Raw genomic sequence first — 15,632 nt, forward strand, 5'->3', positions numbered from 1 at the left:
TGGAAACTCTTAGCTTTAAAAAAATTGTATCCATTTCAACCGTTTGTAATGAAATTATCACGTTTTTAAAGAAGTTTGAAGAGTATTATCCTACTTTATCCACTCATGCGTCCCACATTGAAGTTACTAAAGAGTTAATCAACCAAATCAATGTAATTGTTGATCGATTTGGTGATGTAAAAGATAAAGCATCACAAGAGCTCTACACCATTAGGCAATCTATAAACAATGTAAGAGGAAAAATAAACCAAAGTTTTACTAGTGCGCTTAACAGTTACAGTGCTTTGGATTATCTAGATGATATCAGGGAAACCGTTATTGAAAACAAACGTGTACTTGCTGTTAAAGCTATGTACCGACGTAAAGTAAAAGGTAGTATTCTTGGTAACAGCAAAACAGGAAGTATTATTTACATGCAACCTGAAGCAACGTTTCAACATACCAGAGAGCTCAACAACCTTGAGTTTGAAGAACAAGAAGAAGTTGAAAAAATACTAAAAGCACTTACTGAAGCTACACGACCTTACGTTCAACTTTTGGAGCAATACCAAACCTTTTTAACTAAAATTGATGTGGTTGCTGCTAAAGCAAAATATGCACAAAGTACCAATGCGTTGTTGCCAAATATCAATACCAATAAAACCTATATTGCTAAAAACGCGTACCATCCACTACTCTATTTATCTAATAAAAAGGAAGGTTTAAAGACTTTTCCGCAATCTATAGAACTGCAACCTGAAAACAGGATTATTGTTATTTCAGGTCCAAATGCTGGTGGAAAAAGTATCACTTTAAAAACCATAGGACTGCTTCAAGTTATGCTGCAAAGCGGGATGCTTATTCCTGTTCATGAAAAAAGTGATGTGTGTTTGTTTGATAGAATTCTTACTGATATTGGTGATAATCAATCTATTGAAAATCATTTGAGTACCTATAGCTATCGCTTAAAACAAATGAATTACTTTTTAAGAAAGTGCAATAAAAACACCTTGTTTTTAATTGATGAGTTTGGTACAGGAAGTGATCCTGAACTTGGTGGCGCTTTAGCTGAAACCTTTTTGGAAGAGTTTTACCATAGAGAAGCCTACGGAATTATTACAACACACTACTCTAACCTAAAAATTTTGGCAAACGAATTACCGTTTATGCAAAATGCCAATATGCTGTTTGATGAAAAAACTCTGGAACCGATGTTTAAACTGGTTTTAGGTCAAGCAGGAAGTAGTTTTACGTTTGAAGTAGCGCAAAAAAACGGAATTCCGTATAGTTTAATCAACAGAGCTAAAAAAAAAATTGAACGTGGTAAAGTACGTTTTGACCGAACCATTGCTAAGCTTCAAAAAGAACGTAGTAAACTTGAAAAGACAGAGCGTTCATTAAAAGAAAACGAACAGAAAAAGCAAAATGAAGCTGATAAGCTAGAAGAAATCAATGCTAGAGTTCAAAAGAAACTAGAGAACTATCAAGAGTTATATGATAGTAACCAGCGCTTGATTTATTTAGGACAAAAGGTAAACGAACTTGCTGAAGGTTATTTTGAAAACAAGCGTAAACGTCAACTTATGGACGAACTTTTTAAGCTTGTACAGATAGAAAATTCTAAGCGCAAGAAGATTTCAGCAAAGCAAAAACGTGCTGAAAAGAACAAAGAACAGCAAGTTAAAAAGGAAGTTGAAAAGAAAGTAAACGTTATACGACAAAAGAAAAAAGCAGCTAAGAAAAAGGAAGTTGTGGTTGAAAAACCAAAACCTGTTTTAAAAGTTGGCGATAGAGTTCGTATGGAAGATGGTCGTGCTATTGGTAGTATTGATACTATTGAAAAAGGGAAAGCAACCGTTAACTATGGTATGTTTACTACCAATGTAAGTTTGGACTTATTGGAGTTGGTAGAAGCTAAGAAATAATAAAATACTGTCAATTCGAGTATGCCAACACTTAGTGTTGGTATGTATCGAGAATAAGGATTTTACGTTTAAAGAAGTTCTCGATACAATTTTTTCAAAAAATCACTCGAACTGACTTTTGGAACATAGAGTGATTTAACTCAATTTTTTAAATTCACTACTGTAAGATATTGTACTTTTGTATTGTGAAATACAACTTACCAGAACATAAACAATTAATTCTTTTTGATGGTGTTTGCAACCTTTGCAATAGTTCCGTTCAATATGTTATTAAACATGATAAACACAATACGTTTATGTTTACTGCATTGCAAAACAATACAGGACAAGAAATCATAAAGGATTTTAATATAGATACGTCTAAGATAGATTCTATTTTATTGTTTTCACACGAAAAAGGACTGTATTACAAATCTACTGCTGCTTTAAAAATAGCATCTCAATTGGGTTTTCCTAGAAACTTGATGGCTGTGTTTTTAATCGTTCCTACGTTTATTCGTAATTGGGTTTACGATTTTATTGCCAAAAACCGTTACAAATGGTATGGCAAACAAGAGGCTTGCATGATACCTACTCCAGAGTTACAATCTAAATTTTTAAAATAAAAAAAAGCCCACTTAATCAAGTGGGCTTTTTCTAACAATTAACAACTAATTAAAAACTAATTTAACTCTAAAAATTACTTTAATAACTAAAGGGAATCAATTATAAAAGTTTGATTTATAGCACATTATTTTAATATTGTAAATGTATACGTTACGTGTTAGGGAGCATAAAAATATCGATATAAAGCCTAAAAAATTTGTTCAAAAAGGCATAATTGTAAATAATGTCTATGAACTGCATAAGTTTAATTATCTGTTTGTTAACTAACTCAAAATAGGATTATACTCAAAGAAAGAAGCCTTAAACTCAATAGAGGTTTTAATTTTCGTGGTGTGGTAATAGTTTTACTTAACAAAACTAAATCATCTACAATCATGAAAAACATTCTACTATTATTCTTTATAGTTTCAACTCTTGGCTATGCTAACAAGAAAAATACGTCTTCCACTATTAAAGAAGTCACAGTGTACTTAAATGGAGCACAAATAACACGAACAACTACTGTTAGTCTTCCTGTTGGTACAACCGAATTTGTTTTGGATAATCTCTCACCTAATATTCAAGAGAGTAGCATTCAAGTTTCTGGACTAAAACAAGCCTCTGTACTTTCTATTAATTATGGCATCAATTATTTAACCAAAAAAAATTATACCAAGACGATAGATTCATTACAAACCCAAAAAGATGTATTGTATGATAAAATTCAAATAGAAGACCAATTGATTTCTGGGTATAACGAAGAACTTTTTATAATTCAAAATAACCGAAAATTAAGTAGTGATACTGAAACAGTAAGTTTGGAAAAAGTTAAGGCTTTTGCTAATTACTATCGAACTCGTATTACAGAGATAAATGCGCTTATTTATAAATCTGAAAAACAAAAAAAAGAATACAATGCGTCAATTTTATTAATTCAAAAGCAATTACAAGAGCTTAATGTAGATGATAAAGTGCAAACAGGTGAAATTAGTTTAAAACTCAACTCAGCAGTAACAGAAAAACTAAATTTGATAATTAAATACAATGTAACAAACGCAGGATGGTTCCCTATTTACGATTTAAAAGCTGAGAAAATTGATGCGCCAATTAACCTGCAATATAAGGCTCATGTATATCAAACAACTGGTATTGATTGGGATGATGTAAAACTTACACTTTCTACCAGTGACCCAACAACAAACAATTTAAAACCAGATGTAAACACTAAATTTTTAAATTTTATAAGTCCTTATAGTAATTATCAAAATCAACGTGCAACAAAAAATTATAATTACAAGTACAACCCAATGGTAAAGACTATTTCAGGTACCATAACTTCTTCTTCAGATGGTTTACCACTTCCAGGAGTTAGTGTTATTGAACAAGGTACTACAAATGGTACTCAAACTGATTTTGACGGAAACTACATGTTGAGGGTTACAGGAGAAAGCAATGCTGTTGAATATTCATATGTAGGTATGCAGAGCGAAGTCTTACCAATACATTCAAGCACGATTAATGTTTCAATGCAAGAAGATGTTGCTCAACTTGATGAAATAGTAGTTACTGGTTATGCAAGTACAAGAATACGAGGTAATAATTCGGTTAAAAAAGATAAAGATCCTCTATATATTGTTGATGGAGTTCCAATGGACGCAAAAGACTTTAATCAGCTAGACCAAAACAGTATTTCTAATATTAATATTTTAAAAGATGCAAGTGCTACAAGTATTTACGGTTCTAGAGCTGCAAATGGTGTTGTACTAGTTACCACAAAAAGAACGACTAGTAATGGTGATTTTATTGATGAAGGTATTACAAATACACGATTTGAAATTCAAAAAAATTATAGCATTACTTCAAATGGAGATATAACAGTTATTGAGATTGACACGTATTCAATTGATGCAACATATTCTTATTTTACTGCTCCTGTGATAAACGAAAACGTATTTTTAACTGCAAAAATTGGCAATTGGGAACAGTATAATCTTTTACCTGCTGAAGCCAATGTGTATTTTGAAGGTAGCTATTCAGGAACAACCAACATTAACCCTTACGCTACAACTGACAGTCTTACAGTATCTTTAGGAGTTGATCCTAATGTTGCAATAAAACGTTCTCAAAATAAAGACTTTAAAAAGAACGCTTTTATAGGCAGTAACAAGATTATCACTAAAAATTATGATATTGAATTAAAGAATAACAAACCTACTTCAATTGATATTGTTGTACTTGATAGAATTCCAATAAGTCAAAACAAAGACATTAAAGTAGATGATATTGAAACAGGCACTTCAAATTATGATAAGGACAAAGGAATTATGGAATGGAAGCTTAAACTGTCTTCAAACGAATCTAAAAAGCTGAATTTTGGATATACTTTGAAATATCCAAAGCATAAACGCATTAATATGTGACAAAAAATAAGCCTCAAAACGAAGCGACATCAGTTTGAGCCTAACTTCAGTTAGTTGGGAACTGCTCAAATTCTTTTGTAAGGCATGTCTAACCTTACACAGGTATTAGGGAAACTAATAGATGTTTTTGTTTTGAGGCTTTACTTCAAACTTTTTAAAATAAAATCTAGGTTTTTATTAGCGACATCATCGTTAAGATAAGCATCAGTAAAGTGTTTTGAGGTATTAGCTAAACCTAATTCTTGAAGTTTTTTTATGGTATCAATATATTCTAAAGACACTTTTCCTGTTAATAATACATCCAAATCCTTACCAGCTTTAGCGTATTTATATACTTTTTCTAAACCTGTTAAATATAAATGGTCTTTAGTAAAACCTCCTCCTCTATGCACTCGCAAGGTTATTGAAAAGGCTTTGTTTTTGTTGAGTTTATATTGACTATAAAGTAAATCGAACGTATCAGCAAACGAATAGCCTTTTATCAAGCTATCTACAGCAATAATTCTATATGCTAGTTCCTTTAGTCGTGTCAAGGTTAAACATCCTGACTTGTATTCAGAAAACACTGCTAAACCTTCTTGGGTTTCAACATTGTTTGGCAATCCGTTAGAAAAGACTTTTAAAGGTTGGTTTAACCCATTAAAAGTGGTTACCATGTGTACTCCAATTTCGTGGTTTGCCAATACTTTTAATTGATTTTTGCTGAACTTATGGTTTTTACGCAACACTAACGTTTGTGTATTGTTAATCACCATTGCTGCTGCTGAAATGTTAGTTGACAGCTTTAAGTTGTATTTAAAATCATAACGCTTTGCAAAGTCTTCAAAATACGCTTTTGCTTCATTGGCATCGTACATAGGAAGCATATCTTCTTCAAAGTCGGTATCATCAAAACGCAGAATAAATTTAGCGTTGTCAATATCCTTTTCAGTTGGTGTTCCAAAACTTTTTAAGCTGTTGAAATAGAATTTTCTACCTTGGTTAATGGTTTCAATACATTCAATCAAACCAGAATATTCATAAATTATATCTTCATATAATTGACGAATATCATCATCTTCAATACGCTCTAAACGCTGTGAGTAAAATAAACGATGTAGCTTGTAACCATTAAACTTTAATTTTGGGTACTTAAAGTTAGGTTCATACTTGTATTTAGAAGCAAAAAACTGTTTTTTTTCACTTTCAATATTCAACGGATTGATATAATTGAGCAACTCTATTTTTTTAACCAAGCGGTTTAGGTTTGCATCAATATCAAAAAGACTTTGGTATTCTTCAATTAAGGTATCGTCAAGCATCATTTAGAATAAGTATTATAAAACTCTGCAGCATGTTTTGGTAATCTGGTTTTAAGCTCTTGTGCTACTGTCGAAACAACTTCAGGATAAATAATTTGGTCATACTCATCACAATACACCTTGGCTATTTCGGTTGCCAAAACTAAGGTATTTTTAAAGTTATTGGTAATATATTTTAAGAAATATCCATTGCCTTGAAACGTGTCGTTGATTTTAGATGTAGATGGGATATTCTTAGGAAATTTAATTTCTGAAAGACTTTGTCTCCAAGCTTCAATAGATGGTTCAAAACGATTATTGTCCACATTACTTGTACCCAAATTCCAAGTAGGCACTTCCCTATCCCAACGTTGCCAGTTGTAACTGTGCATGTCGTAAACCACACAAACACCAAATTTTTCTTCGAGCTTATTGATAAGCGCATGTACTACTTTGTAAAAAGCAGCATGCTTATTCAAACTTTTAGTTTTTTGGGCTTCAGGAAGTGGTGTGTTCCATAGTTGTTTTCCCCAAGCAGTTTCAAAAACAGCGTCTTCTGAAGTTCTATTCAAATCATATTCAAATCTAGAGTCGCAACCAGCAATAACAATTGGATGTGAAGCTATCATGTTTTTAGTTTCAGGATCTTCTTCATACCATCGTTCATATTCGGTATGTAAACAATTGTCCCAAAGTTCTTTTCTGAACTGATGTCCATCGTGTACAGCTCCACAAGCGTAATGCACATATTCATCAATTTTTATGGTGAAAGAATAATCTTCTGCTACAGCATGAAAACACTTTTCAAGATTGATATTTTCAATGATTTTTTCTACAGATAAACGTTCCATATTATTCGTCTTCGGTTAAACTTCCCCATTCAGTCCAAGAACCATCATAAATTGATAGGTTTTTATATCCTGATAATTCTGCTCCAAGAGCCAAAACACAAGCTGTAATACCAGAACCACAAGTAAAAGTAGTTTGCTTATGTTCGCTTAAAACAGCCTTGAAAATAGCCTGTAATTGTTCAACATCTTTAAAACAACCGTTTTCAAGTAAAGACGTATAAGGTATGTTGAAAGAACCAGGAATATTGCCACTTCTTAAACCAGCTCTAGGTTCAGGTTCTTCACCACTAAATCTAGCATGTGAACGTGCATCAACGATAATATGGTTGTCTTCACCAACCTCGTTAACTACATCGTCAAAAAACTTTATAAATCCTGCATTGTAACTTGCTGTAAAATTTCCAGGTTTGCCTGAATAATCAGCTTTTGTTTCTAGTGGATAATTATGTTTAATCCATTCTGGTAGTCCACCATCTAAAACCGCAATATTATTAAAACCAAAAGCTTTAAACATCCACCAAACACGAGCGCTTGAGTAAATACCTTTGTCATCATACACTACAATACAACTATTATTATGTATTCCTAATGCTTGTGCTTCAGTAGTAAATTGCTCTACAGAAGGAAATGTATTAGGAAACGACGCATTAGTGTCGCTAAATTTTTGTTTAATATCAAAAAAACGTGCAGAGACAATTTGTGTTGAAGAATTACTATCAGAATTTGCTTCAGTAACTTTTCCAATAGTAGCATCCAAAACAATAAGATTTTCATTCGCTAAATGTTGGTTTAGCCAATGAACAGACACTAAAGGCTTTGGAACGTGTAGCATATACTAAGCGTCTTCTACAGTTTTTCTTAATCGCGAACGACGGTTAAATGCCTCCAGATTATCGAGGACTTTACTCTCAAGGAAATCAATAACCTTTTCTTCAACTTTGGTTTTGTTTTTATACACTTTATTGATGTAAGTTATGCCTCCAGGAGACATCACATTTACTTCAACTAGTTTTCCACCAATAACATCAATACCTACAAAGTATAAACCGTCTTTAACTAGTTTTGGTCCAATTTGTTTACACAAAGCTTTTTCAGCTTTAGTAAGTATATGTTTTTGAACGCTTCCACCAGCAGACACATTAGAGCGATGATCGTCGGTTCCAGGAACGCGTTTCATGGCTCCAACAGGTTCTCCATTGAGCATTAAAATTCTAACATCTCCTTGATCTGCACCTTCTATATAATCTTGAAGAATGACATAGTTTGAAGTTCCATCAGAATTTGAAATATAGAAATCTAACAATGAATTGATATTACTCATTGCTGATCTTTCAATAAGAATAACACCAGAACCACCAAATCCATTTAGTGGTTTTAATATCATTTTATCGGCTTTTGATTCCTTGATTTGCTTAATTAAATACCTTTTGTTTTTTGATACGTGTGTATTAGGAATAATGTTACTATGCGCATCACCAAAAGCAGCAGTATATAACTTGTTATTTGCTTCTCGCATACCTTCTAAAGAGTTAATGATAAACACATCATCTTTAACTGAATCCAAGAAGTTAAGCATTATAGGATCCAAAGGCGGATTCGCTCTAAAAAAGATAGCATCAAAACCTGCGAGTGGCAACATTTCTTCTCGTAATTCGGCTTTTTTATAAAATGCTTTTAATGATGAGGGCACTTTATCCATTCTACCTACAACTGTACAAAAAGCATTAGTAACACTATTTCTAATCGTTAAATTTGCAGGCGAACACAAGGCAACACCATGACCACGTTTTGCACATTCTTTTATTAAAGCTAAGCTTGTATCGTTTTCTGGATCAATATTTTCCCATGGATACATTAAAAAGCAAACATTCATAGTTTTGATTTTGGTAAGTTAGACTATTTTAAAAGTAGCTATTTTATTTAACATGTTCGTAATGGTCGTCCCAATTTTTAGGCTTAGGCTTGTGCAATTTACCTAATGACTTAGCAACCATCATTGAAACAGTAGCGTCTCCTGTTACGTTTACAACTGTTCTACACATATCTAAAGGCCTATCAACAGCAAAAATAAGCGCTAAACCAATAGGTAATAATTCAGCAGGGAAACCGACAGATTCCAATACAATTACTAACATTACCATACCTGCACTTGGTACAGCTGCACTACCTACAGATGCAAGTATTGCAGTAGCGATGATTACTAATTGATTGGTTATAGTTAATCCTTCAGGCCATACAACTTGCATGATAAAAACTGCTGCAATACCTTGATACAAACTAGTTCCATCCATGTTTACAGTTGCACCAACAGGCAATACAAAACCTGACACCTCTTTATCTACTCCAATATGCTCTTCAACACGTTCCATAGTAACTGGAAGCGTTGCAGCACTACTACTTGTTGAAAAAGCTAAAAGTTGTGCTGGTGACATCTTGTTTAAAAACCAGATAGGTGATTTTTTAGTGTAAAGTTTTACTAATATCAAATAGAAGACAATCATGATAAATAACCCAACAATTACACATAATGCATAGTTGAGAAGTTTAAGCAAAATTTCGGTATCATCAAATGCAACAATTACATTTGCCATTAAAGCTAAAACAGCATAAGGAGCAAATAGCATAATTAAATCTACCATTTTCATGACTACTTCGTTGAGTGAGTCAAAAAACCGAACCAAAGGTTTAGCTTTCTTTTCAGGTATAAGTAGTAAACAAATACCTACAAACAACGCAAAGAAAATTACCTGAAGCATTTTAGCTTCACCTAAAGCTGTAAAAATATTACTCGGAAATATATCTACAAGCGCTTGTAAAGGACCAGCATCTTGTTGTGCTGAAGCTTTTGTTAGTTTATCAGTGACACCTGCGTCATTTTCGTATTTGAGTTTAATTTTTTCGAGCGTATCGGCAGACATTCCTGCTCCTGGTTTTACCACATTTACAATAGACAAACCAATAACAATGGCTACTACAGTTGTACACAGATAAATAGCAATTGTGCGTAATCCCATAGATTTAATCTTAGAGATATCTTTTAAATCTGATACACCTTTAATTAATGATGCAAGTATTAACGGAACAGCAATAAGTTTTAATAAGTTGATAAAAATAGTTCCAAAAGGCGCAATCCAATCGGTTACAAAATCTTTTCCTCCTGAAATGGAATTCATAATAAATCCGAGAATGACACCTAAAATCATTCCTATTATAATCTTCCAGTGTAATGCTATTTTTTTCATCTTATTCTTCTTTTTTATCAGTAAAAATTACCAATTCACAATTACAACAATAATTGAAAACAGTAAAATATAAAAAGCCAAACCACAAGCCCTTGCCTCAGCTGATTGTTTTATCTTTTTTTCAAACCCAAACTTTTGAAACCTTTCTTCCTCAACTTTGTTAAAAGTATTAGTATCTAACGCACTTTTCTTCGATTGAAATGGGAAAAAGAAAAATGTGAGCCATTCTTCTCTTGTTAAAGGAGTTGTTTTCCTTTTTTCTTTATAATTTTCCTCTAGGTCTTTCAACTTTAATTTCTAATCAAAATCATTATGAGACTCCTGCTTTCGCAGGAGTGTATAATCCGCCAACACCAATGCAGCCATGGCTTCAACAATTGGAATTGCTCTTGGAACTACACAAGGATCATGTCTTCCTTTTCCGTGCATTTCTACCATTTCACCTTCACTATTAATGGTGTCTTGATTTTGCATTATAGTTGCAACTGGCTTAAAAGCAACTCTAAAATAGATATCCATTCCATTGCTTATTCCACCTTGGATACCTCCAGATAAGTTGCTTTTTGTGCTTCCATCAGCATTAAATAAATCATTATGCTCACTCCCTTTCATTTTTGTGCCACAAAATCCACTTCCGTATTCAAATCCTTTTACTGCGTTTATGGATAACATGGCTTTACCTAATTCAGCATGAAGTTTATCAAACACAGGTTCTCCCAAGCCAACAGGAACATTTTGAAGCACACAAGTTACAGTGCCACCAATGGTGTCACCTTCTTTTCTTATGGCTTTTATTTTAGTAATCATTTGTTCTGCAACAGCATCGTCAGGACAACGCACTGTATTACTTTCGGTTTTACTAAAATCTAAATCCTGATAAGGTTTTTCTAAATAAATATCACCAACTGAAGATGTGTAAGCATTTATTTTTATGTCTTTTAAAATTTGTTTTGCAATAGCTCCTGCTACTACTCTACTTGCAGTTTCTCTAGCAGAACTACGTCCTCCACCACGATAATCTCTTGTGCCATATTTTTGGTCGTAAGTATAATCGGCATGACTTGGTCTGTAAGTATCTTTTATATGCGAATAGTCTTTTGATTTTTGATTGGTGTTGTGAATTGTAAAACCAATAGGAGTTCCTGTAGTTTTACCTTCAAAAATACCTGATAAGAACTCTACAGTGTCAGGTTCTTTACGTTGGGTAACAATGTCTGATTGTCCTGGTTTTCTTCGGTTTAATTCATTTTGAATTGCATCAAAATCTAAAGTTAAACCTGCTGGACAACCATCAATAATACCACCTATTGCTACTCCATGAGACTCACCAAATGTGGTAAGCTTAAATAATTTTCCGAAGGAATTTCCTGCCATATACATTTATTTTACGCTAATGTAAATGTAATATTACAGAAACAAAAATTGAATTTCATAAAGACTGCCTTTAGCTAGGGAAATTTAATAACATTCTCTTAACCATAAACTCACGGTTAATTAATTGGCTCTTAAACATTAAGTAATATATAAATGTGTTATTTGCATTTAAAACCTAGTATTTGCCTTGAAGATTAAACGAAAAGTAGAAGTAGCTGTAATTTCTGATGTACATCTAGGAACTTATGGCTGTCACGCTAAACAATTACTTACCTACCTTAACAGCATTCAGCCTAAAAAGTTAGTGCTAAATGGCGATATTATTGATATATGGCAGTTTAGTAAACGTTATTTTCCTAAGTCACATCTAAGAGTGATCAAAAAAATAATTGACATGGCTTCAGATGGTGTAGAAGTTATTTACATTACAGGGAACCATGATGAAATGCTACGTAAATTTAGCGATACCAAAATTGGAAAAATTTCTATAGTTGATAAAATTGTATTAGAGCTTGACGGAAAAAAAGCTTGGATTTTCCATGGTGACGTATTTGATGTGTCTATTCAAAACGCAAAATGGTTAGCGAAATTAGGTGGTTATGGTTACGATTTATTAATTCTTCTCAACCGCTTTACTAACTGGTGTTTAGAACGAATGGGTAAAGAAAAATACTCATTATCTAAAAAGATTAAAAACAGCGTTAAACGTGCTGTAAAATACATTAATGATTTTGAAGAGGTAGCTTCAGATTTAGCTATTGAAAACGGTTATGACTATGTTATTTGTGGTCATATTCATCAACCTAAAATGATTATTAAAGAAAATAAACACGGTAAAACTACCTATTTGAATTCTGGTGATTGGGTTGAGAATTTCACCGCTTTAGAGTACCAATTTAAACGTTGGAAAATATACAATTATAGCAAAGACAAACTCTCTCCATTCTTTGCTGATGAAGACATAAAAGACATGGAAGTAAAAGACTTAATAGCTGCTATAACTATCGTTGACCAACACAGTAAAAAGTAGTTTTATTTTAATAAAGCTTCTTTTAGTATAGTTACCGGATGTAATGCTTCTCGAGAAGTTCCATCTTTTATTTGATGTCTACAACTAGTTCCATTAGCTGAAATAATCACATCTTTAGACGCTTTTTTTACAGCAGGAAACAAGGTTTGGTTACCAACTTGCATACTCACTTTGTAGTGCTCTTTTTCATAACCAAAACTTCCAGCCATTCCACAACAACCACTAGGAATAATAGTGACTTTATAGTTTTTAGGGAGATTTAAAACTGTAAAACTAGAAAGTTGATTTGCCAATGCCTTTTGATGACAATGTCCATGAAACTTTATGGTTTTTGCTTCTAAAGTAAATTGCTCAGGTTTTATATTACCCAATTCTACTTCCTGTTGGATAAACTCTTCTACTAAAAAGGTGTGTTTTGCAATTGCTTCAGCAGATGTTTTATCGTCCGCTAATTTTATATATTCATCTTTAAAAGTTAATATAGCTGAAGGTTCAATGCCTACTAAAGGTGTGCTTTTAGTAATTAATGAATTAAAGTGTTTTATGTTTCTATTAGTCAATATTTTAGATTCTTCTAAAAACCCTTTTGAAATATAGCTTCGTCCACTTTCTAAAGTGTCGATTATAACCACTTTATAATTCAAAGTTTCTAAAAGAATTTTAGCATCAAGAGCGATATGAGATTCTAAGTAATTAATAAATTCATCTACGAAAAGATAAACCGTTTTTATAGGTTTATTAGTAGTATTCGTTTGATGCTGTTGTAGCTTAGAAAACGGCTTGGTAACTTTTGGCAAACTTCTATCTGCATGAACACCAATGCTCTTTTTAATGATACTTGATGTGAATTTCTGCTGAAATAATGCATTGGATAACTTAGGAAATTGAGCAGCTAGTTTATTGTACTTAGTGGATTGTGCAAAAAAACGGTCTTTAGATTTAAATCCGTTTGCCTTTTGATATTGATACTGAAACTCAGCCTTTAGAGTAGCTACGTCCACGCTACTTGGACATTCACTAGCACAGGCTTTACAGCTCAAGCACAAATCGAACACTTCTTTCAATTCATGATGATTAAACTTATTTACTTTATCCGATTGTGTTAAAAACTCACGCAACGCATTAGCTCTAGCTCTTGTGGTATCTTTTTCGTTTTTAGTAGCACGATAACTTGGACACATTGTTCCTCCAAATTCAGGTAATTTTCTACAATCACCAGAACCATTGCACTTTTCAGCTTCTCGTAAAATGCCTTCTGATGCTGAAAAATCCATTAGTGTTTCAACCATTGGCTCTTTTCTGTCAGGAACATAACGCAGAGATTCGTCCATTGGATACGCATCTACAATTTTTCCAGGATTAAAGATATTATTTGGATCAAAAACAGATTTGATACGTTTTAATAACTGGTAGTTGTCCTCGCCAATCATCATCGGGATAAATTCAGCTCTTACAATACCATCTCCATGCTCTCCACTCATAGAGCCTTTATATTTCTTCACTAATTTTGCTACATCAGTGGTTATTTTTCTAAATAAAATAACATCTTCAGACTTTTTAAGATTTAAAACTGGTCTCAAATGCAATTCTCCTGCTCCAGCATGTGCATAATAAATAGCTTTTTGTTTATAGCTATTCATTATTTGTGTAAACTCACTAATGTAATTTGCTAAATCGGGAAGCGCAACAGCAGTATCTTCAATACATGCAGCTGACTTTTTATCACCAATCATATTACCCAACAAACCTAAACCTGCTTTTCTAAGTTCGTTGGCTTTATCAATAGCGTCATCCATTAGAATAACATTAGCATAACTTAAACCTGTTAATTCTATAGTTTTTATTAGAGCTTCTACTTGTTTTTTAGCTTCATCAATGGTATTTGCTCTAATTTCGCACATTAATATAGCCTCAGGATCATCTTTAATAAACTGCCTGTTAGCTTGTTGAACTTTGTTATGCTTTGTTAAATCCAATATGGTTTTATCTAGCATTTCGCAAGTGTACAAGTTATGGTTCATAGTGGCTGCAACTGCATCAAGACAACTGTTTATAGTACTAAAATGTGCAGCTACCATTATACTTTTGGTTGGTGGTAGCTCGTCAAGTTTTAAAGTGATTTGCGTTGTGAATGCCAAAGTACCTTCACTACCCGAAAGTAATTTACACATATTAAAAGGGTATTCGCCTTCAAAAAGTTCGGTATTTATAAGTTCGTCAATAGCATAACCAGTATTGCGACGATGAATTTCTGGTTTTGGGAAATTAGCTTTTATATTGGCTCTAACAATTTCAGGTTCTAATTCAGAGAACATACTTTTGTAAATATGACCTTCTAAAGTATTTAATGTCATTTTAGTGTTAAACTCATTTTTGGATATATCTCCAAAAACCACTTCGCTTCCATCACTCAACACAGTATGTAATTCTACAACTTTATCTCTTGTAACTCCATATTGAATAGAGGTTGTCCCTGATGAATTATTACCAACCATTCCTCCTATCATACAACGATTGGATGTTGATGTATTAGGACCAAAAAAGAGTCCGTAAGGTTTTAGATAGTTGTTAAGCGCATCTCTAACCACTCCTGGTTGAACAGTAACTGTTTTGTTCTCTTTATCAAGAGAGATAATTTTTGTGAAATACTTGGATACATCAACAACAATACCTTTGCCAACACATTGTCCTGCTAATGATGTTCCTGCGGTTCTAGGTATTAATGAGGTGTTATTTGTATTGGCATAAGCAATAAGTGTTTTAATGTCTTGTACTGTTTTTGGGTATGCAACAGCAGAAGGTTTCATGCGATAAACAGAGGCATCAGTAGCATAAATAGACGTTGTTAAATCGTCTAAAAACAACTCACCATCTAGTTGGTCTTTTAGGCTCTTTAGCATATTCTTAACATCTTAATATTTATTTTTATCGTATATATACTATGCA

At 32.9% G+C, this 15,632-nt stretch carries 12 protein-coding genes; 4 read left to right on the forward strand and 8 right to left on the reverse strand.

What is annotated here, in order from left to right; genetic code table 11:
* The 3 genes from ACQ0RB_RS13970 to ACQ0RB_RS13980 all read left to right on the forward strand — a co-directional run.
* A partial coding sequence (locus ACQ0RB_RS13970; protein WP_430499197.1) for an endonuclease MutS2 occupies positions 1–1,904 on the forward strand: 1,904 nt, incomplete at its 5' end.
* Between the two features lie 185 nt (positions 1,905–2,089).
* A complete protein-coding gene (locus tag ACQ0RB_RS13975; protein ID WP_335976036.1) occupies positions 2,090–2,509 on the forward strand; it encodes a thiol-disulfide oxidoreductase DCC family protein in 420 nt (139 codons plus the stop codon).
* Positions 2,510–2,884: 375 nt separating this feature from the next.
* Positions 2,885–4,909: a mucoidy inhibitor MuiA family protein gene (locus tag ACQ0RB_RS13980; RefSeq protein ID WP_430496427.1), complete on the forward strand. Its 2,025-nt coding sequence runs from the start codon at positions 2,885–2,887 to the stop codon at positions 4,907–4,909.
* A gap of 140 nt (positions 4,910–5,049) precedes the next feature.
* Here the strand turns inward: ACQ0RB_RS13980 and ACQ0RB_RS13985 are convergent, their stop codons facing one another.
* The 7 genes from ACQ0RB_RS13985 to aroC are packed head-to-tail and all read right to left on the reverse strand — an operon-like array spanning position 5,050 to position 11,656.
* A complete protein-coding gene (locus ACQ0RB_RS13985; protein ID WP_131506641.1) occupies positions 5,050–6,210 on the reverse strand; it encodes a flavohemoglobin expression-modulating QEGLA motif protein in 1,161 nt (386 codons plus the stop codon).
* Complete coding sequence (locus ACQ0RB_RS13990; protein WP_430499198.1) at positions 6,210–7,040, reverse strand: N-formylglutamate amidohydrolase; 831 nt, start codon at positions 7,038–7,040, stop codon at positions 6,210–6,212. The genes ACQ0RB_RS13985 and ACQ0RB_RS13990 overlap by 1 nt, the downstream gene beginning before the upstream one ends.
* Before the next feature lies 1 nt (position 7,041).
* Entirely contained in the window at positions 7,042–7,872 is an 831-nt protein-coding gene (locus tag ACQ0RB_RS13995; RefSeq protein ID WP_430499200.1) for a sulfurtransferase, read from the reverse strand.
* Between the two features lie 3 nt (positions 7,873–7,875).
* Positions 7,876–8,913: a glutathione synthase gene (gene gshB / locus ACQ0RB_RS14000; RefSeq protein WP_430499202.1), complete on the reverse strand. Its 1,038-nt coding sequence runs from the start codon at positions 8,911–8,913 to the stop codon at positions 7,876–7,878.
* A 43-nt stretch (positions 8,914–8,956) separates the two neighbouring features.
* Entirely contained in the window at positions 8,957–10,282 is a 1,326-nt protein-coding gene (locus ACQ0RB_RS14005; protein WP_262732865.1) for a dicarboxylate/amino acid:cation symporter, read from the reverse strand.
* Between the two features lie 27 nt (positions 10,283–10,309).
* The gene (locus ACQ0RB_RS14010) at positions 10,310–10,570 is read right to left on the reverse strand and encodes a hypothetical protein (RefSeq protein ID WP_131506637.1); all 261 of its coding nucleotides are present in this window, start codon (positions 10,568–10,570) and stop codon (positions 10,310–10,312) included.
* Positions 10,571–10,579: 9 nt separating this feature from the next.
* Positions 10,580–11,656: a chorismate synthase gene (aroC, locus tag ACQ0RB_RS14015; protein ID WP_262732867.1), complete on the reverse strand. Its 1,077-nt coding sequence runs from the start codon at positions 11,654–11,656 to the stop codon at positions 10,580–10,582.
* Positions 11,657–11,843: 187 nt separating this feature from the next.
* Here aroC and ACQ0RB_RS14020 point away from each other — a divergent pair, with 187 nt between their 5' ends.
* Positions 11,844–12,686, forward strand: a complete 843-nt coding sequence (locus ACQ0RB_RS14020) for a UDP-2,3-diacylglucosamine diphosphatase (protein WP_129760027.1) — start codon at positions 11,844–11,846, stop codon at positions 12,684–12,686.
* 2 nt (positions 12,687–12,688) lie between these two features.
* Here the strand turns inward: ACQ0RB_RS14020 and ACQ0RB_RS14025 are convergent, their stop codons facing one another.
* A complete protein-coding gene (locus ACQ0RB_RS14025; protein WP_430499205.1) occupies positions 12,689–15,586 on the reverse strand; it encodes an FAD-binding and (Fe-S)-binding domain-containing protein in 2,898 nt (965 codons plus the stop codon).
* Positions 15,587–15,632 lie beyond the last annotated feature (46 nt).

The organism is Gaetbulibacter sp. PBL-D1, from assembly GCF_050509525.1.
Taxonomy (GTDB): domain Bacteria; phylum Bacteroidota; class Bacteroidia; order Flavobacteriales; family Flavobacteriaceae; genus Gaetbulibacter_B; species Gaetbulibacter_B jejuensis.